Below are 19,211 nucleotides of genomic sequence, written 5' to 3'. Positions count from 1 at the left end.
ATGTTCAAACTGATTGCTGACGATATCCATAAAAGCTATGGCGAACACGAAGTGCTCAAGGGCGTATCCCTGCGCCTGCGTGCCGGCGACGTCACCAGCATCATCGGATCGAGTGGCTCAGGCAAAAGCACCTTCCTGCGCTGCATCAACTTTCTCGAGCGACCAAGCAGTGGCCGCATCCTGCTCGACGGCGAGGAAGTGCGGACGGCGCCGGCGAGAGACGGCGCATTGCGCGTGGTCGATCCGCGCCAGTTGCAACGCGTCCGCAGCCGGCTCGCCATGGTGTTCCAGCACTTCAATCTGTGGTCCCATATGACCGTGCTCGAAAACATCATTGAAGCGCCGATGCACGTACTCGGGATGTCAAAAAAAGACGCCGTCGAACGGGCGCGCACCTATCTGGAAAAAGTTGGCCTGGGACCGCAGGTGGAAAAGAAATACCCGGCGCATATGTCCGGCGGTCAACAGCAACGGGTGGCTATCGCCCGCGCGCTGGCCATGGACCCGGAAATCATGCTGTTCGACGAACCCACGTCGGCGCTGGACCCGGAGTTGGTGGGCGAAGTGTTGAAGGTCATGCAGACGCTGGCCGAGGAAGGCCGGACCATGATCGTCGTGACCCACGAGATGAGCTTCGCCCGGAATGTCGCGAATCAGGTCGTATTCCTGCACCAGGGAAAAATCGAGGAAGCAGGCGTACCCCACGAAGTCTTCACACAGCCCCGCAGTGAGCGACTCAAGCAATTCCTGTCAGGCAACGCAAAATAAGCTGCCGGCAAGCGCCGGAAGACGACCAAGCATGGGAAAAGCCTCGACATTCGGATATGTGCCCGAATGCCGAGATCTGGTTCAATACCCGATTCTCAATAAGTCTTATGACGCGTATCGCTTACTGCGCAAGGGTCGCCGTCAAGATTTCCGATGCGCCGATAAAAGCCGGATTCTCGGCGGTGATCACATACGTCGGAATAATCGAGAGGTATCGTACAAATCGCCCCTTCTGCTCAAAGCGTTCCCGAAACGGTGACGTGTAGAATCGCTCGCCCAGCTTCGGCACCACGCCACCGCCGAGGTAGATCCCCCCCTGCGCACCAAATGTAATGGCGACATTACCCGCGAAACTGCCTAGCACGCCACAGAATACATCGACCGTTTCATTCGCCAACGGATCTCCCTGCTTCGCCCGTTCGACGATCGTGGCGCTGTCCACGGCGTCGACAGTCTGGCCGGCCCTCGCTGCCAGCGCGCTATAAATCAATTCGATACCCGGTCCCGACGCCACCCGTTCGAACGACACGTGTCCCCACTTCTCCCGCGCAAACGCGAGAATATGGTCCTCGCGCGCATCGAGCGGCGCGAAACTCGCGTGTCCCCCTTCGCTGGCGATCGGCGTCCAGCGGCCATCCACATAGACCAACCCCGCGACCCCCAGGCCGGTGCCGGCGCCCAGTACGCCACGCACTTCTCCCACCGCGCCGACCGACGTCGGGTGCACGGTGCCGGTGCCGACCTGGCGCACCTGATCCTTGCGTAGCGCCGGAACCGCTTGCGCCAGCGCGGCGAAATCATTGACGACCTTCAATGTTTCCAGGCCCAGGACCTTGCGTGTGGCCTCGATCGAAAACCGCCAGTCGTGATTCGTCATGGTCACTTCGTCACCATCGATCGGATTGGCGATCGCGATGGCGGCGTGACGCGCCGGTCCGTATTGCTTCAGATCATCCGCCGCATCATCAAAAAAAGCGTTGACCGCGTCGGCGATACCCGGATAGTTCGCACACGGGTAAGTGTGGATCTTGCCGATCCGGCCCGGTCCGCACTCGAGCGCAAAACGTGCATTCGTGCCGCCGATATCGGCGAGCAGACGAAGACCATCCGCGTGCAAAGCACCGGATGTGATATCGATTACAGCGCCTGCTTGAGCGGTGGGCGCACTGGCCTGTTTGTTTTCAGGCGTACCAATAGGCATCGAGCTTCACTCCCCCATCGTTGGCGAGCCGCGAAATCGCGGTGCGTTGCGGCATTGCGGCGGCGGCTTCCAGCACCGCGCGCTTTTTTTCACCACTTATCTGTAGAAACGTTACCGGCGCGCGGCGCAGCGCATTCAGCGACAAGCCGATACGGGCATGTGGCGCGGTCGCCGGCTCAGTGTAGACGTAGCGATCGAGCGTGGTCGTCGCATAAGCCCATTGCGGCGCGTCGGCAAACAGCGATGCGGTATGACCATCCTCGCCCATTCCGAGAATCACGACATCCGGCCCGGCGACACCACCCGGCCCGTTCAGTAATTCAAGCACCGCCTGGGGCGTCCGCGCCGTGTCGACGATCGGCCAGAACCGTGCCGCCGCAGCCGCATCGCGCAACAGCGTGTCACGCAACAGTCCGGCATTGCTGGCCTCGTCATGCGGGGGCACCCAACGATCGTCCACCAGCGTGATATCGATTTGCGCCCATGCCAGCGGCGTCTTTGCGAGATGCGCAAAAAATCGCGCAGGGCTTTTGCCGCCAGACACCGCCAGCGTCGCGCGGCCCTTGGCCCCGCGCTGCGCCAGGACATGACGCAATGCCTCGGCCACAGCGGCCGATAGCGCCTCGGCCTGGGCATCGCCGTCGGCAAAGGTATTCAAATAGAGCATCGACGTAATCTCCTTTTCAATGCCGTCTTTACATACGTCGTCGGACGCTCAATTTTCTTCTTCAAGCCAATAGGTACCGTCGTGGGCGAGCATCGCACTGGCGGCCGGCGGACCCCACGAGCCAGCGGCATAGCCCTTCGGTTTGCGGCCCGGCTTCGACCATTCATCGAGGATCGGCATCACGTACTTCCATGCGGCCTCCTGCTCGTCACGACGGACGAACAGCGCAAGACGTCCGTGAATCACGTCGAGCAGCAGGCGTTCATATGCCTCCATTTGCTGGCCCCGGAAGAAATCATTGAAGTCCAGGTCCATGTAGACACTCTGTAACTGCATACCATCGCCCGGCTGCTTCGATTGGCAGTAGAGACGGATCGTCTCGTGCGGTTGCAGGCGGATCACCAGACGATTCGGCGGCGCATTCGATACGCTCGAACCCGGCAGCGCCGAATGGGGCACCTGCCGGAAGTTGACAACGATCTCGGCCGTTCGATCGGCAAGCCGCTTGCCGGTCCGCAGATAGAAGGGTACACCGGCCCAGCGCCAGTTCTCGATTTCGACCTTCAGTGCAACAAAGGTCTCGGTCAGGCTCTCTTCGTTGACACCCTCTTCTTCCAGATAACCGGGAACGCTCTCGCCGCGGGTAACGCCCTTCAGGTACTGACCCCGCACGGCCACCTTGGACACGTCGGTGGGCGACAACTGCTTCAACGCGCGCAGGACACGCAATTTCTCGTCGCGCACGCTGTCGGTATCCAACGCATGCGGCGGTTCCATCGCCACGATGGCGAGCAATTGCAGCAAGTGGTTCTGCACCATGTCGCGCAACGCGCCCACGCCATCGTAGAAGTCGCCGCGGGTTTCAACGCCTAATTCCTCAGCGATGGTGATCTGGATACTCTGGATGAACTCACGACGCCACAGCGGCTCGAACAGAATATTGCCGAAGCGCAGCGCCAACAGGTTCTGCACTGGCTCCTTGCCGAGGTAATGGTCGATTCGATAAATCTGTTCTTCCTGGAATATTTCGCCCACCGCATCGTTGATCGCCTTGGACGACTCGAGGTCATAGCCAAGTGGCTTTTCCAGCACGATGCGCGCGCCTTCATTCAATTGCTGCCCCGCCAGCGCCTGGCAGATCGGCACGAATAGCGACGGCACCGTCGCGAGGTAAAAGACACGAGTGCCACCAAAACCGGATAGTGCCTCGGTGAGCTTGGCAAAATCATCCTTTGCCGCGTCCAGCTTGACGTATTCGATGCGCTCGAGAAAACCCTTCCATACCGCGTCGTCGTATTCCTTACTCTTGACGAGACGCGGTTTGACATTTTCCTCGACCCACTTTAGATAACCGTCACGATCCGGGGACTTGCGTGCCACGGCGACGATCTTGCCGGCGGGATCGACCAATTTGTCGCGATGCGCTTGATACAGCGCCGGCAGGATCTTTCGGTGCGCCAAGTCGCCGGTGCCGCCAAACAGGACGAACGTAAACCCGTTCTCGTCACTTGCCGCAGCCTGTGCATTGGGCGTTGCCGAAACATGCGCGCCAAATGTCTTGCGTTCTGTCGTCGTGTCGCTCTGCATAACTACGTCGCCCTTCTAGGTTGGGATGATGCGTCGGATCGCTCTGACAGCAGTTTACCCATAAAAGGCGATATTGGCTGACTACCCTGCCCGGCGGCGAGTGGCTCAGTCCCGTACGCGCGACGGACGTGACGCCTGATCATGCAATACGACCGAGGCTGGCGCCTGCGTCACGGCTCGCCGCACGGACGCGCGGTGCAATCGCAACAACACGGTACGGCCGATGAACGCGCAGACGCCGCACACGACAATCAAGACGCCCAGGGCGAGCGGCGTACCGGTGGACAGCACACCAAGCAATCCGCCCGCGCCGGCACCCAAGCCGAATTGGACCGCACCGAACAATGCGGCGGCGGCACCGGCATTGTTCGGGTAGCGCTGCATCAAATCCGTCACGCAGTTGGCGCCCAGCACGCCGGTGGTGGATACAACGAAAAACAACGCCGCAGCCAGCAGCGGCAAGCCACCGATACCTGTCACACAAACAAAGCCGGTGATGAGCGCCGCCGCGATCGATACGCCCGAAGCCCACGATATCATCCGCATCGTGCCCAATTTCGATACAAGTTTGGCGTTCAGGACATTGCCGCCTACCAGGCCCACGATGTTCGCGGCGAAGAAAAATCCATAATGCTCCGGGGCGACGTGGTAATACGAGATGTAGACAAAAGGGGTGCCCGCGATATAGCAGAACATCGCCGCGTATGACATGCCGCCACACAACAGATGCGCCAGCGCGGTCTTGTCGGTCAACAAATGGCCATAGGCGCGAAACGACTGCCGTAATGCCGACTTCGCACGCTTTTCCGCAGGCCAGGTCTCCGGCACGCGGGTCCAGACCAGAACGCTGCAGATAATCCCGTAGAGAAGCAGCGCCGCGAACACCGCCCGCCAGCCACCCGCGTGCAGTAATTGCCCACCGACCAACGGGGCCGTCAATGGGCCGACGGAGGTGACAATCTGCAGGAACGACAACACTTTCGCCGCTTCCGAAGGAGCGTGGGAATCACGCGTGATCGCGCGCGCGAGCACCGCCGCCGCACCGGCACCCAGCGCCTCGAAGAATCGGAACGTCGCGAGGGACGTCACCGTGGGCGCGAGCAGGCAGGCCAGTGTGGCAACCGTATACAGCAAGATGCCGATCATCAGAATTAGACGTCGACCATAAGCGTCGGACAGCGGGCCGTACAGCAGCATGCCGACCGAGAAACCGGCAAGAAAGGTTGTCAGCGTCAATTGCACATAGGCGCGCGCGACATCGAAACTGCGGGCCATGTCAGGCAGGCCGGGCAGATACATGTCCACCCCGAGCGGGCCAACGGCGGCAAGCGCGCCTAGCAGTAAAAGCAAGCGGCGCGCACTGCGTGCCGCCGGGGAAACAAACGTGGACATGGTGTCGGGAAGGAGTCTGGCCGCGGTGCTGCCGGTCAAATCGCTCGGCGGCGCCAGCGTGCAGGCAAGGTACGCTGCCGCCGTCGACTCACGACGCCGGCAGACGGAACCAGTACAAGGCAACGTGGAATCGATGCGGATGGACACGCAGCGCCAGCATGAGGCGCGAAGCGTCTGATTATAAAGCAGCCCTTCCGGCGATATAAGCCGGTGTGCCCGGAAACGTCATGGCACGCGCGCAACTGTGACACCACGTCGCGCTACGGATTGCCGCACCGCGCCGTCCTTTGATGGCGGACCGCGAAAGGCGCAGGGGCAAGCGGCGGCGGCGCGGGGCGTGCGGTACAATTCCGCGGATACACTGGCATACCCTACGCGCCGGCCCCCAGGGCCGACGAACTAGGTCGGCAGCCCCGTCCGCCTTGTGCGTACGGCATTGCTCCTCCGCTTTTCTTTTCGCGTTCACCATGTCCCAGAACCAGGTTCTCTTCAATCGCGCCCTCGACAGCATTCCGGGCGGCGTCAATTCACCGGTTCGCGCGTTCGGCTCCGTCGGCGGCACACCGCGCTTCGTCAAGCGCGCGCAAGGCCCCTATATCTGGGATGCCGACGACAAGCGTTATATCGATTACATCGGTTCATGGGGGCCGATGATCGTCGGGCATACGCATCCGGACGTACTCGCCGCGGTTCAGCGCGTGCTGGGGGATGGGTTCAGCTTCGGCGCGCCGACCGAGGCCGAGATCGACATCGCGGAGATGATCCGGGCGTTGGTGCCGTCGATCGAACAGGTTCGGATGGTGTCCTCCGGCACCGAGGCAACCATGAGCGCGCTGCGCCTCGCCCGTGGTTTCACCGGGCGGGAACGGATTGTCAAGTTCGAGGGCTGCTATCACGGCCATGCCGATAGTCTGCTGGTCAAGGCCGGCTCGGGCCTGCTGACGTTCGGTAATCCGACGTCGGCCGGCGTGCCCGCCGACACCGCCCGACATACGATGGTTCTCGAATACAACAATGTCGAGCAGATCGAGGAAGCCTTCCGCGCGTTCGGCGACGACATCGCCGCGGTCATCGTCGAACCGGTGGCGGGCAACATGAACCTGGTGCCTGGCAGCGCCGCCTTCCTGAATGCGCTTCGGACACTGTGCACGCGGCACGGCAGCGTCCTGATTTTCGATGAAGTGATGTCGGGATTCCGCGTGGCGTTGGGCGGTGCACAGGCGTTGTATGGCACCACGCCGGACCTGACCTGTCTCGGCAAGGTCATCGGCGGCGGCATGCCGGCAGCGGCATTCGGCGGTCGCCGGGACATCATGGCCAAGATCTCGCCGCTCGGCCCGGTCTATCAAGCAGGCACGCTTTCCGGCAACCCCGTGGCGGTGGCCGCCGGCCTGGCAACGCTGAAGCTGATCTCCGCTCCAGGCTTTTTTGATGCACTGGGCGCGCGAACGGCACGCCTGGCACAAGGCCTGACGCAGGCGGCGACGGCGGCCGGCGTGACCTTCAGCGCGGCGACGGTGGGTGGCATGTTCGGCCTGTACTTTGCCGACAAGGCCCCCGAGCGCTTCAGTGATGTGCAGCGTGGCAGCATTCCTCGCTTTAATGCGTTCTTCCACAAGATGCTCGACGCCGGGGTCTACTTTGCGCCTTCGGCGTTCGAGGCCGGATTCGTATCCAGCACGCACGACGATGCGGTGCTGGACGCCACCGTCGTTGCCGCGCGCGACGCCTTTGCGCATGTTGCACAACTCGACCTGGGTGCCTGATGTTCTCGAATGCCGATTTCGCCTATATGCAGCGTGCGCTGGCCCTGGCGGAGCGCGGCATGTACACGACCACGCCGAATCCGCGCGTGGGTTGTGTGCTGATCAAGGACGGCAACATCATCGGCGAGGGATTCACCCAGCCTGCGGGACAGGATCACGCGGAAGTGCAGGCACTGAAGGATGCGCGCAGCCGTGGCATCTCGCCGGAGGGCGCGACGGCTTATGTCACGCTGGAACCATGCAGCCATTTCGGCCGTACCCCGCCGTGCGCGCGCACCTTGGTAGAGGCCGGCGTCGCGCGGGTCATCGCGGCGATGGAGGATCCGAACCCGGCGGTCTCGGGACGGGGGCTGGCCATTCTGCGTCAAGCAGGCATCGACGTGCGCTGCGGACTGCTGGAAAAGGCAGCAGCGGAAATGAACATCGGTTTCATCTCGCGGATGACGCGGCGCCGTCCCTGGGTGCGGCTGAAAGCGGCGGCATCGCTGGACGGTTTCACGGCCTTGCCTTCGGGCGAAAGCCAATGGATCACCGGCGAAGCGGCCCGTCAGGATGGGCATCGCTGGCGCGCCCGCGCGTGCGCGATCCTCACCGGTGCCGGTACCGCGCGCCAGGACGATCCGCAGTTGACCGTGCGCGGCGTGGAAACGCCGCGTCAACCGTTGCGTGTATTGGTGGACAGCCGCCTGACCGTGCCGCCCACGGCGCGTTTGCTCGATGGTGCCCCGCCGCTGATCGTTCATGCGGGGCCTCCCGCCGCGGCAAACCCGGACGACCCGGCCGAAGTGGCGCTGGCGGCGGCAAAAGCCGTCTTGATGGACAACCGGCAGAGCGGTGACGTGCACGACCCGCATCCGCATCACCTTGCAACCATCGACCCGTCGCGGGACGCGTTCCTTGCCCGCGCGGAAGCATTGCAGGCGCGCGGCGCGGAGCTGGTTGCCTTGCCGAACGAAGCGGGAAAAGTCGATCTGCCGGGGCTGATGCGTCTGCTCGGCGATCGCGGCATCAATGAACTGCACGTCGAGGCGGGCACCAAGCTGAGCGGTTCGCTGATCCGCGAGGGCTGCGTCGACGAATGGCTGATCTACCTTGCCCCTAGCTTGCTCGGCCGCGGCTTCGGACTGTTCGATATGCCTGCGGCGGGGCGTCTGATCGATCGGCGGCAACTCGTCTTCGATAGCGTGGAGCGGATTGGCGATGACATCCGCATCCTGGCGCGGGCCGTCGGTGGCAACGAGACGAACGCCGAGACACGCGACGCAACATGATCAAGGCCGGCACGCCGGCACCAGAAAAGGACGGATAACACGATGTTTACAGGGATAGTCGCGGCAGTCGGCAGCATCCGGAAGGTCACCCCCCTTGCCAAGTCCGGTGATGTTGGCGAAGCGGGTGTACGGCTACGCGTGGATGCCGGTAGCCTGCCATTGGACGACGTGTTGCTGGGTGACAGCATCGCGATTCAGGGTGCCTGCATGACCGCCGTCGCCATCGACACGTTGGAGAACTGGTTCGATGTGGATGTCTCGCACGAAAGTCTGCGCCTGACCGCCGGCCTGGATCGCCCAGGCCCGGTGAACCTGGAGAAGGCTTTGCGGGCGAACGATCGGCTGGGCGGTCACCTGGTAAGCGGCCATGTCGACGGGCTCGGCGAAGTACACCGCTTCGAACCCGTAGGCGAATCGCACCTTTTGGAAATCATAGCGTCGCGTGATATCGGGCGGTATCTCGCTTACAAGGGCTCGGTTACCGTGAATGGCGTCAGCTTGACGGTGAATCGCGTGGACGATACGGTTCGCAACGGGCAGGCCTGCCTGTTCGCCATCAATCTCATCCCGCATACGATCGAGGTCACGACGTTGAACGCGTTGCGCCCCGGTTCGCGGGTCAATCTGGAGATCGACCTGATCGCCCGCTACGTCGAGCGCATGATGTCGGCGCCCCCGGCGCAACAGTAATTCCGCCCTACGCGCATTATCGGCCGCGGCCGCGCGATGTTCGCGTAAAATACCTGTTTTTCCAGACGGCCGTCCCGCGCGCCCCGCCCCCTTGCCATGAAGCTTGCGACCACCTCCGAGATCGTTGCCGAATTGTCGGCCGGCCGCATGGTCATCCTCGTGGACGAGGAAGACCGTGAAAACGAGGGCGACATCGTCCTCGCCGCCGACTTCGTCACGCCGGAGGCCATCAATTTCATGGCCACGCATGCGCGCGGCCTGATCTGCCTGACATTGACCGCGCACCGTTGCCGCCAGTTGGAATTGCCGTTGATGACCGCCCGGAACGGCACCCAGTACGGCACGGCATTCACGATGAGCATCGAGGCCGCGGAAGGGGTTACCACGGGCATCTCGGCGCCGGACCGTGCCCGCACGATCCGCGCCGCGGTCGCCCCGCATGCACGGGCGAGCGACATCGTGCAGCCCGGCCACGTTTTTCCGGTAATGGCGCAAGACGGCGGCGTGCTCGTTCGCGCGGGTCATACGGAAGCAGGATGCGATCTCACCGCGATGGCAGGCCTCACGCCCGCCTCCGTCATCTGCGAGATCATCAAGGAAGATGGCACGATGGCGCGGCTGCCCGACCTGATGCTGTTCGCCGAAACCCACGGTCTGAAGATCGGCACGATCGCCGACCTGATCCAGCACCGGTTGCGGCACGAGTCCGTCATTGAACGCGTCTCCCATCGCGAGATGCATACGCCATACGGCACCTTCGACGCGACGCTGTACCGTGACACGCCCACCGGCGCGCCGCATCTCGCGCTGACCCGCGGGACACCGAGCACGGATACGGAAACGCTGGTGCGCGTGCATGAACCGTTATCGGCGCTGGATCTGCTTGAGACACAGGCGTCGGTGCATTCGTGGACGATCGAGGCTGCATTACGCGAAATCGCACGGCATCATGAAGCCACCGGTGGTGCTGGCACCGTGGTCATGCTGAACTGCGATGGGACACGCGAGCGCTTCTTCGAAGCGTTCACCGCTTTGGAGGACACCGAAGCCGCCGCGCGTCGTGCCCGACGCCCGATGGATTTCAAGACCTATGGCGTGGGTGCGCAGATTTTGCGTGACCTTGGCATCGGTCGGATGCAGGTACTGTCGAAGCCGCGCAAGCTCGGCAGCATGTCCGGCTTTCACCTGGAAGTGACCGGTTTCATCGCGAAGCCCGGTGCGGCATTGACGCTGCCCGAGCAGGCCTGCGCGTTGGATAATGCGGCCCCGGGCGCGACCGACGGCCGCTACGCGTAATTCGGCGAGGTGCATCCCGCAGACATCGTCGGTCTTGCGGGCAGGCGGCACGTGCCGCATCGCATGCTCGCCAACGCTTTTTTTGCCTGCGCGGAACCATCACCCGGCCGCGGCCGCCTACAAGGCGGTCGCATGTGCCAGGAGACGCACCATACCGCGCTTATCTCCCCTCTTGCATACGGATACCCTCATGGAAACCGGTAAATACGAACTGAACATCGACGGCACCGGTCTGCGGATCGGCCTCGTGCAATCGCGCTTCAACGAGCCGGTTGTCAACGCATTGCGCGACGCCTGCATCGACGAACTGGAAAAGCTCGGCGTGGCAGGCGAGGATGTATTGCTGGTCACCGTACCCGGCGCGCTGGAGATCCCGCTGGCGCTGTCGAAGCTCGCGCAGAGCAACCAATTCGACGCCCTTATCGCCCTGGGCGCGGTCATCCGCGGCGAAACCTACCACTTCGAACTGGTGTCGAACGAATCTGGCGCAGGCATCACACGCATCGGCCTAGATTTCGACCTGCCGATTGCCAATGCCGTACTGACGACCGAGACCGACGCGCAAGCCGAAGCCCGCGCCGATGAGAAAGGTCGTGATGCCGCTCGCTGCGCGGTTGAAATGGCCAATCTGGTGAACGCCCTATCCGGCTTGTCCGAATATGGTGACGAAGGCGACGAAAGCGGAGCGAATGCATGAGGAACGCCCGACGCCGCGCGCGCGAACTCGCGACGCAAGCGCTGTATCAATGGCTCGTGGCGGGCAGCCCCGTCTCGGACATCGATGCGCATATCCGCGGCATGCAGAGCTTCGATAAGGCTGACCGCGAACATTTCGACGCACTGCTTTACGGCGTGGCGAAAGAACAGGCCCAACTGGAAGCGACCATCACACCCTGCCTCGACCGCCCGGTATCAGAGTTGTCGCCAGTCGAGCGCGCCGTGCTGCTGGTCGGTGCTTACGAGTTGCGCCATCATATCGACATCCCGTATCGCGTAGTGATCAACGAGGGCGTGGAGCTGGCCAAGACATTCGGCGGCACCGACGGCTATAAGTACGTCAATGGCGTACTTGACAAGGTCGCGGCGCAATTACGCCCGGACGAAACGCAGGCGAATCGCCGCGGCTAAATCGCGAGAATTCCGTTTTACCCTCGTAGCGTGCCTGGAGCGCCGTGTTGACCGATTTTGCATTGCCGTCCGACGCCCGCGTCGGATCATCCGCCGCCACGCTGGCGCACCTGGCCGGACGGGTCGACGAGATCGCCCCGTTCCACGTCATGGAACTGGTCAAGCGCGCTACCGCGCTGGAGCAGGCCGGGCGTGACATCATCCACATGAGTATTGGCGAACCGGATTTCACGGCGCCGGAACCCGTCATCGTGGCGGCCTCGGATGCACTGCGTCGTGGCGTTACGCAATACACCCCCGCGCTAGGTCTGCCGGCACTACGGGAGGCAATCGCATCGTATTACCTCGATGCGTTCGGCGTTCACGTGGCGAGCGAGCGGATCATTGTCACGGCAGGCGCATCGGGCGCGCTATTGCTCGCCTGCGCGGCGCTGGTCGACGCAGGCGATGAAATCCTGATGCCCGACCCTTGTTATCCGTGCAACCGGCATTTTGTCGCGGCATTTGGTGGCGTACCCACGATGGTGCCAAGCGGGCCGGCACAGCGCTTCCAACTGTCCGCGGGCGACCTAGCTGATCGATGGGGCGCACGGACGCGGGGCGTCCTTCTGGCATCGCCGTCAAACCCTACCGGCACGACAATCGAGGCCACGGAGCTCGCCCGCATCGTCGACATCGTGCGCGCGCACCGAGGCGTCACCATCATCGACGAGATTTATCAGGGATTGACGTACGATGGTCCGGCACGGACGGCACTCGCACTGGGCGAGGACATCATTACCGTGAACAGTTTTTCGAAGTATTTCGCGATGACGGGATGGCGGCTCGGCTGGATCGTCGCGCCTACCGCCTGGGTACCGGCGTTCGAAAAGCTCGCGCAGAATTTGTTCATCTGCGCGTCCACCGTGGCACAGCACGCCGCGCTGGCCTGCTTTACGCCCGCGGCGCGGCAAATCTGTGAAACGCGGCGCCTCGCCTTGAAAGCGCGCCGGGACTATCTGGTGCCGGCGTTACAGGGAATCGGTTTTGACGTGCCGGTCGTGCCCGACGGTGCGTTCTACGTTTACGCGGATTGCAGCAAGGTGCGTCACCCCGACGCCCATGATGCCGATGCGCTGTCACACGCGTTGCTCGAGGCAGCCGGCGTGGCTGCCGTGCCCGGATTGGATTTCGGCGCCGATGCACCCCGCCGCTACCTGCGCTTTTCCTATGCGACGGCGCTCCCACGCATCGAGGAAGCGATTGCCCGGATGGGCGCGCTATTCAGGCAATCCGAATAGCATGCGCGTCGGGACCTGTGGTGGCGCGAACGGCCGAGCAAGGGTGCGGGCTCAGGTATTACTGGAAGCCACCGGCGCGGCTAGTGTCTGTTTGTCAGCCACCGGCTTGATCGCATCGTTGCCATGCAAGGCACCGGTCACATTCGCCGCTGTTCCGTCATGCGGCGAATTGGTCATCGGCGCGGCTTTCGGTTTTGCGGAGGCGGTCAGTATCGGCGCGGCACGCTTCACTGTCACCGTTCCACCACTGCGCAAGATGTCGCGCAACTTGTCACGCTCCGATAATACGCGCGTGCCATAGCCGTTATCACCCGTGGCGGTCGAACCGACATAACGACGCAAGCCACCGGCGATCGTACCCGTCTGGATTATGTAATCCTTCAGGATCAATGCACCGACGCGGAGATTCGGTACCGGCTCGAGCGCCGCCTGCGGGCCGCCGTAATAGTCGAACTTGTCCGCATGCACGACCGGCATCACCTGCATCAGACCGCGCGCGCCCACACCGCTTTCGGCGTAGGGATTGAAGCCGGATTCCACCGCCATCACCGCCAGCAACAGCAGCGGATCGAGACCGACGTCACGCCCCGTCTGGAACGCGGCGTGCACCAGCACATTGATCGGCTCCTGGGCGACATGATATCGCTGGGCGATGGCCACGGCGATGCGCTGTTGATCACGACCCGATGTTGCCCCGAAACGGTCATATCGCGCATCGGCAACCACTTGCATCGTCCGCGTCGATCGCACTACCGACGGCAGATTGCTCGGATCGAGCGGCGCGCCAAACACACCAAGCGACGGTGTCTGCGTGGCATCGGCCGCATTCGAGCCCGTGGGAAGTAAAGCCGCCGCATGCAACGCAGCGGCATCGGCGGACGGGCGGGCGCTGGCATTGGCCGCCGACAAGAAACTTAAAGCAGCGATATTGCTTGCATCGTCACGCGAAGCAGCATTGGCCGAATGCAGGAACTTCGCGGCCAACGCCGTGCGCCAAGCCGGTTGCATCCACAATGCCATGGCACTGACGATCGCCACCAGGCCGATGACGCTGGCGCACTGGTGTCCTACCCGCGTTCCCCGACGCACGAGCGCACGCACGGCATCGGGGACACGCCTGGCCGGCTGGCCAGAAACTGCTATGTCCATATATCGAGTCTCCCTCTCAAGGCGCCGGGATCCGGACACGCCGACAATCAGGCAACAAAAGCCCCGTCTCTCCAGGTGGAAAGACCTGTCACGCATGCCGAATCACGGCTTGGAAGATGTCCGGGGTGCGCGGTGCGGATACGAGATCCGCGCCGATACAAACCCAGTTGGCACCGCCGGACAACCCTCCAGATCAGGCAGCAACGTCCAAGGACGGTGCGGCTGCCTGCCGCTTTCTTCCGTAACCGGGCATTGCATGCCCGGGCCACGCGTGCCATATGGCACATCGAATAAAGCCGCGGATCGGAATCCGGCGCCTTTGTAGAACGATAAGACCGCATACCACTTTAAAACAGTTGCGGAATTTTCGTCTGGCGCCGGTGTGTTCGCCCGCACAGCATTGGGGTGGCGGGGGGCGAAAGACCGCATTCCTGGCCCACGTGCACGTTGACTCAGTGCGGCGCGGGAACCCCGGGAATAACCTTGGCGTGGATAACGCCCGTGTAGTCGACAGCGGATTCTAACAGGCGATCCCGCACGGTCAACACTAACAAGTGTCATTTTGATGACTTTTAGTAATAAAGGTTACACTTCTACCAAACCCAAAATCCGGAAAAACCCCGGAATCGCCTTGCCGTCCGGGCATCCGTCGGTGGCAACGCGGACTTGCCCGCGACGACAGTGTCATTGTTCGTTACACAGGTAAAATGAGGGTCTTTTGCCCCGGAACTTCGGGGGGACGTCTGCGGAGCGATATGAAATACCAGGATCTGCGGGATTTCGCGGGGCAGCTCGAGCGCCTTGGCGAATTGCGACGCGTGCAAGCAGGCGTGTCGACGCACTTGGAAATCACGCAGGTGTGTGAACGGGCATTGCAAGCCGGCGGCCCGGCGCTGTTATTCGAACAGGTACATGGCGCGAGTAGTGTCGGGACGAGCACCAGCACGGGCAAGTCGACAATGCCGGTACTCGGCAATCTTTTCGGCACCACGCGCCGGGTCGCCCTGGGGATGGGAATCGATGCGCCCGTGCGCCAGGACGCGACCCATGGTGGCGTGGGCGCGCTGTCGGCAGGCGTCAATATCGGCAGCGATACGGCAACGCTCGAAGCACTACGCGACGTTGGTCGCTTGCTGTCTGCGCTGAAGGAGCCGGAACCGCCACGGGCGTTGAAAGACATCGGACGCCTTGCGGGATTGGCCAAGGCCGTGTGGGACATGGCGCCGAAGATCGTCAAGGGCCCGCCATGCCAGGAAGTCGTGATGGAAGGTGCCGATGTCGACCTGGACGCGCTGCCGATCCAACACTGCTGGCCCGGCGATGTGGCGCCGCTGTTGAGCTGGGGCTTGACGATCACACGCGGTCCGAACAAGCCACGGCAGAATTTGGGCATCTATCGGCAGCAGAAGATCGGTCGCAACAAGTTGATCATGCGTTGGCTCGCGCACCGGGGCGGCGCCCTGGACTTCCGTGAATTTGCCGCGGCGAACCCTGGCAAGCCCTACCCCGTTGCAGTCGCGTTGGGGGCTGATCCGGCCACCATCCTCGGTGCGGTGACCCCGGTTCCCGACACGTTGTCCGAGTACCAGTTCGCTGGCCTCCTGCGCGGGGCACGCACCGAGCTGGCGCGTTGCCTGACGCCCGGCCTCGAAGGGCTGCAGGTGCCCGCACGCGCCGAAATCATTCTGGAAGGCTTCATTTATCCTCAAGCGCACGATGCGCGCACCGCCGCGACGACGCCGGACGCACCCGGCGCACCGCCGCGGCCGTCACAGGGACCCACCGCTGCCTACGAACATGCATTGGAAGGACCATTCGGCGACCATACCGGGTACTACAACGAACAGGAGTGGTTCCCCGTGTTCACCGTCGAACGCATGACAACCCGACGCGATCCGATCTATCACTCGACGCACACGGGAAAACCACCCGACGAGCCGGCAGTCCTGGGGGTAGCGTTCAACGAGATTTTCGTGCCGCTACTGCAAAAGCAATTTCCGGAAATCACGGACTTCTACCTGCCGCCGGAAGGATGCAGCTATCGGATGGCCGTCGTGCAGATGAAGAAGAGCTATCCCGGCCATGCAAAGCGGGTCATGTTCGGTGTATGGAGCTTTCTCAGGCAGTTCATGTACACGAAGTTCATTATCGTCGTGGACGAGGACGTGAAAATCCGGGACTGGAAGGAAGTCATCTGGGCCATTACGACCCGCGTCGATCCGTCACGGGACACGCTGCTCGTTGACAACACGCCAATCGACTATCTGGACTTTGCCTCGCCGGTCGCCGGCCTGGGCTCGAAGATGGGGATCGACGCGACCAATAAATGGCCTGGTGAGACAGAGCGCGAATGGGGATTGCCGATCGTGATGGACGAGACGGTGAAGGCGCGTGTGGACAGTCTCTGTAAGAATCTGGGCTTTTAAATCCATTGTACTGGCGGGCATCGATTGCCCCGCCAGTGGTTTTTCCTCGTTATCAGCGGTACCAGCCCGGCGGCGGCGGACCACGGCGCCAGTCGGGCCGATGATGCCAGTATGGCCCGCCATAATAGACCGGCGGGGGCGGCGGACCGTAATACACCGGCGGCGGTGGCGCATAGTAGACCGGCGGTGGTGGCGCGTAATACACCGGCGGCGGTGCATAGTAACCCGGCAAACCAATGCCAATGCCGACCGAAACGTGCGCCTGCGCCGGCGCTGCTGCAAAAAGTGCCGCACTGCCGAGCAACACGGCAGCGGCTGATACGATGGAACGCTTGATCACGATATATCTCCCGATGTCCAGCCGCCCGATCACGCCCGAGCTTCCCTACTCTTCGGAACGCGGCACGCACTGAACACAGGGCTACTGTATCGAAAAGCCGAGAAAGGATGCGCAAGGAAATGTTGCAAATTGAAAAAAGGGTGACACGAGCAAGGAAAGACCGTGACCAGTCGATATCGTCTTCGCCCTCACCGGCTTCCGCGCCTGCGGGACTTCCGCCCCTCTTGCCCACATTTGCTGCATCGCCAGAAGCGCTTCCACGCGGCGCCAAGCCAGAATGGACTGTCACATTTACCATACGCCGTACCTGCTGCATGCTCGGTATGGCGCTACTGGCCGCCTGCGCCAGTCCGACATCGCAGCCGGGCAAGGCATCCCGCGCGGACGAGGCGACGGTCTCCGCACCGTCATCTGCTTACGTTCCGCCGCCTGCGGCAATCGACGGCACGGTGCCACGGGAAACGGTACTGAGCGCCACAGCATCCGTCTTCCCGATGGACCGTTACGATCAGGATGTCGATCGCTGGATCGCCCCCTCCCGGGCGGATTATCGTGTTGCGCTGCTACCTGCTGATCAGCAGCAGCGTGCCATGCAATCGTTGCTTGCAACCTATTTCGGGGCACAGGATGGTCCCGTTTCAACGTCCGGAGACGCGCGCGCTACCACATCGACCCGATCGCCATGGGACGCCGCCTTCGTTGCTGATACCGTGAACCCACTGGGTCGGATAGCACTGGCCGCCCGGATCGAGGCAAGGTTGCGGACGTTCTCACCGGATGGCCCACGCGAAGGCTTTGGCGCGAATCTGCGACCGCATCCCGCTAGCTGGATCGGTGCCATACGCGCGAATATCGACCTGCCGTCGATTTTGCTCGGAAAGGACGGCGACGCGACGGCAGCATCCGATGGTGACGGCATCACGATACGGAACGGTCAGGCGCATCGCGACGAGCGCCCTGGTGACCGTATCGCGTCGGACAGCGATGATCGCGCCAGCGGCGGCTACCGCCCCGCTCGCCGTGCGATCTCCGTCGTACAGGCCGCGATACGCTTGCTGCCCACCGATGATCCGTACTTCTATGACCCGCGCCTGCCCGGTGAAGGCTATCCATTCGACAACCTGCAGGACTCGGCGATCGCGCCCGGCACACCGTTATACGTCGTTGCGCTCACGCGCGACCGCGCCTGGGCCTATGTCATGTCGCCCGGTCTCGGCGGGTGGGTCCACACCACGGCCATCGGCATGGTCGACGATCGTTTTGTAAGCCGTTGGCGTCAAGCCGCTTACGCACGGCTTCTCGCCGTTACCGCACGCGATGTGACGCTGCGTGATGGCAATGGCGTCTTCCGCTTCCACGCCCCGGTGGGCACCGTGCTACCGGCAGGGCCAACGCCGGGGACCGTACTCGCACCGGCCGTGGATATCAATCGGCACGCGGTCATCGTCACGGCCCGCGCACCGGAGCTGCAATGGCAGCCGATGCCCCTGTCTCCAACGCCGCAAAACATGGCGAGGCTGATGAAGGCACTGCAGGGACGCCCCTATGGTTGGGGCGGAAGCGGGTTCTATAACGATTGCTCGCTCGAACTGCTCGACATGATGATGCCGTTCGGGCTGTTACTACCCCGGCACTCTTCGTTTCAAGTGGAAGGACCGGGAATGGTGGACCTGTCGAATCGCTCCGAGGATGCCCGGCTACGCTTCCTGATGAAGCACGGCAGGCCGTTCTTCACGATCATCCATATTACAGGCCATGTGATGCTTTATTTGGGTAACGGCATCGTCGATGGCAAACAGGTCGCGCTGGTGTACGAGGATATGTGGGGGCTCGCGCCTGCGGACCGAAGTCGCCGCGCGATCGTCGGTCAATCGGCGATCATGCCGTTACTGTCGTCCTTCCCCGAGGACCCGGCCCTGCAAGGCCAGGCTGGCGGCAAGATCTTCCGCCTGGGCTTTCATGCGCAAGGGCTCGGGCCATTGCCCTTGGCAGCACAGGACGATATCCAGAGGCGTGATCACACGCCGGCATCGACCTCCGACGGTGCCGATGATGCCCGCCCCGTTACGACGCCGGACCCCGACGCCAGTGAAAACGTCACGCCAGACATGGCCCGCGATGGACATTGATACCGCGGCGGGAAAGACCCAGGAAAATGCGGTCCCGGCAGCCAGGGAGCACAGGTGATACCGCCGGTACGACAAGGCAATGACAACGTCGAGGCGTCGCATTTTTGCGTCGCACTGCCAC

Annotated in this window: 15 protein-coding genes and 1 pseudogene; 10 read left to right on the top strand and 6 right to left on the bottom strand. The window is 62.7% G+C overall.

Translation table 11 applies throughout. The features are described 5' to 3' along the window. A complete protein-coding gene (locus SJQ66_RS19750; RefSeq protein WP_024902054.1) occupies nt 1–768 on the top strand; it encodes an ABC transporter ATP-binding protein in 768 nt (255 codons plus the stop codon). A gap of 127 nt (nt 769–895) precedes the next feature. Here the strand turns inward: SJQ66_RS19750 and glk are convergent. The 4 genes and pseudogenes from glk to SJQ66_RS19730 form a co-directional block, all read right to left on the bottom strand. Further along, nucleotides 896–1,969 (bottom strand): annotated as a pseudogene (gene glk, locus SJQ66_RS19745) (glucokinase); the annotation flags it as partial. Continuing rightward, complete coding sequence (gene pgl, locus SJQ66_RS19740) at nt 1,950–2,636, bottom strand: 6-phosphogluconolactonase (protein WP_024902052.1); 687 nt, start codon at nt 2,634–2,636, stop codon at nt 1,950–1,952. The pseudogene glk and the gene pgl, both read right to left, overlap by 20 nt. 48 nt (nt 2,637–2,684) lie before the next feature. After that, complete coding sequence (gene zwf / locus SJQ66_RS19735) at nt 2,685–4,223, bottom strand: glucose-6-phosphate dehydrogenase (protein WP_320535216.1); 1,539 nt, start codon at nt 4,221–4,223, stop codon at nt 2,685–2,687. 105 nt (nt 4,224–4,328) lie between these two features. Further along, nucleotides 4,329–5,615 carry a Bcr/CflA family multidrug efflux MFS transporter gene (locus tag SJQ66_RS19730; protein ID WP_407691563.1) on the bottom strand — a complete coding sequence of 429 codons (1,287 nt, stop codon included), beginning with the start codon at nt 5,613–5,615 and terminating at the stop codon, nt 4,329–4,331. A 467-nt stretch (nt 5,616–6,082) separates the two neighbouring features. Between SJQ66_RS19730 and hemL the strand changes: the two genes are divergently transcribed. From hemL to SJQ66_RS19695, 7 genes are all read left to right on the top strand, one after another. Further along, entirely contained in the window at nt 6,083–7,381 is a 1,299-nt protein-coding gene (gene hemL / locus SJQ66_RS19725; RefSeq protein ID WP_320535214.1) for a glutamate-1-semialdehyde 2,1-aminomutase, read from the top strand. Beyond that, nucleotides 7,381–8,652, top strand: a complete 1,272-nt coding sequence (ribD, locus tag SJQ66_RS19720) for a bifunctional diaminohydroxyphosphoribosylaminopyrimidine deaminase/5-amino-6-(5-phosphoribosylamino)uracil reductase RibD (protein WP_024902048.1) — start codon at nt 7,381–7,383, stop codon at nt 8,650–8,652. Before hemL ends, ribD begins: the two co-directional genes overlap by 1 nt. Nucleotides 8,653–8,694: 42 nt before the next feature. Beyond that, nucleotides 8,695–9,342 carry a riboflavin synthase gene (locus SJQ66_RS19715; RefSeq protein WP_024902047.1) on the top strand — a complete coding sequence of 216 codons (648 nt, stop codon included), beginning with the start codon at nt 8,695–8,697 and terminating at the stop codon, nt 9,340–9,342. A gap of 96 nt (nt 9,343–9,438) precedes the next feature. Further along, on the top strand, nt 9,439–10,638 hold the full coding sequence (gene ribBA / locus SJQ66_RS19710; protein ID WP_046152733.1) for a bifunctional 3,4-dihydroxy-2-butanone-4-phosphate synthase/GTP cyclohydrolase II: 1,200 nt from the start codon (nt 9,439–9,441) through the stop codon (nt 10,636–10,638). A 190-nt stretch (nt 10,639–10,828) separates the two neighbouring features. Continuing rightward, complete coding sequence (gene ribH, locus SJQ66_RS19705) at nt 10,829–11,335, top strand: 6,7-dimethyl-8-ribityllumazine synthase (RefSeq protein ID WP_024902045.1); 507 nt, start codon at nt 10,829–10,831, stop codon at nt 11,333–11,335. Further along, nucleotides 11,332–11,766: a transcription antitermination factor NusB gene (gene nusB, locus SJQ66_RS19700; RefSeq protein WP_046152732.1), complete on the top strand. Its 435-nt coding sequence runs from the start codon at nt 11,332–11,334 to the stop codon at nt 11,764–11,766. The genes ribH and nusB overlap by 4 nt, the downstream gene beginning before the upstream one ends. A 44-nt stretch (nt 11,767–11,810) precedes the next feature. Next, nucleotides 11,811–13,046 carry a pyridoxal phosphate-dependent aminotransferase gene (locus tag SJQ66_RS19695; protein WP_407691551.1) on the top strand — a complete coding sequence of 412 codons (1,236 nt, stop codon included), beginning with the start codon at nt 11,811–11,813 and terminating at the stop codon, nt 13,044–13,046. A gap of 51 nt (nt 13,047–13,097) precedes the next feature. Here the strand turns inward: SJQ66_RS19695 and SJQ66_RS19690 are convergent, their stop codons facing one another. Next, nucleotides 13,098–14,195: a transglycosylase SLT domain-containing protein gene (locus SJQ66_RS19690; RefSeq protein ID WP_046152731.1), complete on the bottom strand. Its 1,098-nt coding sequence runs from the start codon at nt 14,193–14,195 to the stop codon at nt 13,098–13,100. Nucleotides 14,196–14,950: 755 nt separating this feature from the next. Between SJQ66_RS19690 and SJQ66_RS19685 the strand changes: the two genes are divergently transcribed. Beyond that, complete coding sequence (locus SJQ66_RS19685) at nt 14,951–16,621, top strand: UbiD family decarboxylase (RefSeq protein ID WP_253462833.1); 1,671 nt, start codon at nt 14,951–14,953, stop codon at nt 16,619–16,621. A 52-nt stretch (nt 16,622–16,673) separates the two neighbouring features. On the opposite strand, the gene SJQ66_RS19680 is transcribed toward SJQ66_RS19685, so the two are convergent. Further along, nucleotides 16,674–16,958: a hypothetical protein gene (locus SJQ66_RS19680; protein ID WP_046152769.1), complete on the bottom strand. Its 285-nt coding sequence runs from the start codon at nt 16,956–16,958 to the stop codon at nt 16,674–16,676. 326 nt (nt 16,959–17,284) lie between these two features. Between SJQ66_RS19680 and SJQ66_RS19675 the strand changes: the two genes are divergently transcribed. Next, entirely contained in the window at nt 17,285–19,090 is a 1,806-nt protein-coding gene (locus tag SJQ66_RS19675; RefSeq protein ID WP_320535213.1) for an SH3 domain-containing C40 family peptidase, read from the top strand. The last annotated feature ends 121 nt before the right edge of the window (nt 19,091–19,211 follow it).

It is taken from the genome of Robbsia andropogonis, from assembly GCF_034047095.1.
Classification (GTDB): Bacteria; Pseudomonadota; Gammaproteobacteria; order Burkholderiales; family Burkholderiaceae; genus Robbsia; species Robbsia andropogonis.
Note: the sequence above shows the minus strand (reverse complement) of the source record. Positions and strands in the feature narration are given on the sequence as shown.

Bases quoted from the DNA above. Each gene is read 5' to 3' on its own strand.
- SJQ66_RS19690 (WP_046152731.1), bottom strand. From the start codon at position 14,195: ATGGACATAGCAGTTTCTGGCCAGCCGGCCAGGCGTGTCCCCGATGCC.
- nusB (WP_046152732.1), top strand. From the start codon at position 11,332: ATGAGGAACGCCCGACGCCGCGCGCGCGAACTCGCGACGCAAGCGCTG.
- SJQ66_RS19675 (WP_320535213.1), top strand. From the start codon at position 17,285: ATGGCGCTACTGGCCGCCTGCGCCAGTCCGACATCGCAGCCGGGCAAG.
- SJQ66_RS19750 (WP_024902054.1), top strand. From the start codon at position 1: ATGTTCAAACTGATTGCTGACGATATCCATAAAAGCTATGGCGAACAC.
- ribH (WP_024902045.1), top strand. From the start codon at position 10,829: ATGGAAACCGGTAAATACGAACTGAACATCGACGGCACCGGTCTGCGG.
- SJQ66_RS19730 (WP_407691563.1), bottom strand. From the start codon at position 5,615: ATGTCCACGTTTGTTTCCCCGGCGGCACGCAGTGCGCGCCGCTTGCTT.
- hemL (WP_320535214.1), top strand. From the start codon at position 6,083: ATGTCCCAGAACCAGGTTCTCTTCAATCGCGCCCTCGACAGCATTCCG.
- zwf (WP_320535216.1), bottom strand. From the start codon at position 4,223: ATGCAGAGCGACACGACGACAGAACGCAAGACATTTGGCGCGCATGTT.
- ribBA (WP_046152733.1), top strand. From the start codon at position 9,439: ATGAAGCTTGCGACCACCTCCGAGATCGTTGCCGAATTGTCGGCCGGC.
- SJQ66_RS19685 (WP_253462833.1), top strand. From the start codon at position 14,951: ATGAAATACCAGGATCTGCGGGATTTCGCGGGGCAGCTCGAGCGCCTT.
- ribD (WP_024902048.1), top strand. From the start codon at position 7,381: ATGTTCTCGAATGCCGATTTCGCCTATATGCAGCGTGCGCTGGCCCTG.
- SJQ66_RS19715 (WP_024902047.1), top strand. From the start codon at position 8,695: ATGTTTACAGGGATAGTCGCGGCAGTCGGCAGCATCCGGAAGGTCACC.
- pgl (WP_024902052.1), bottom strand. From the start codon at position 2,636: ATGCTCTATTTGAATACCTTTGCCGACGGCGATGCCCAGGCCGAGGCG.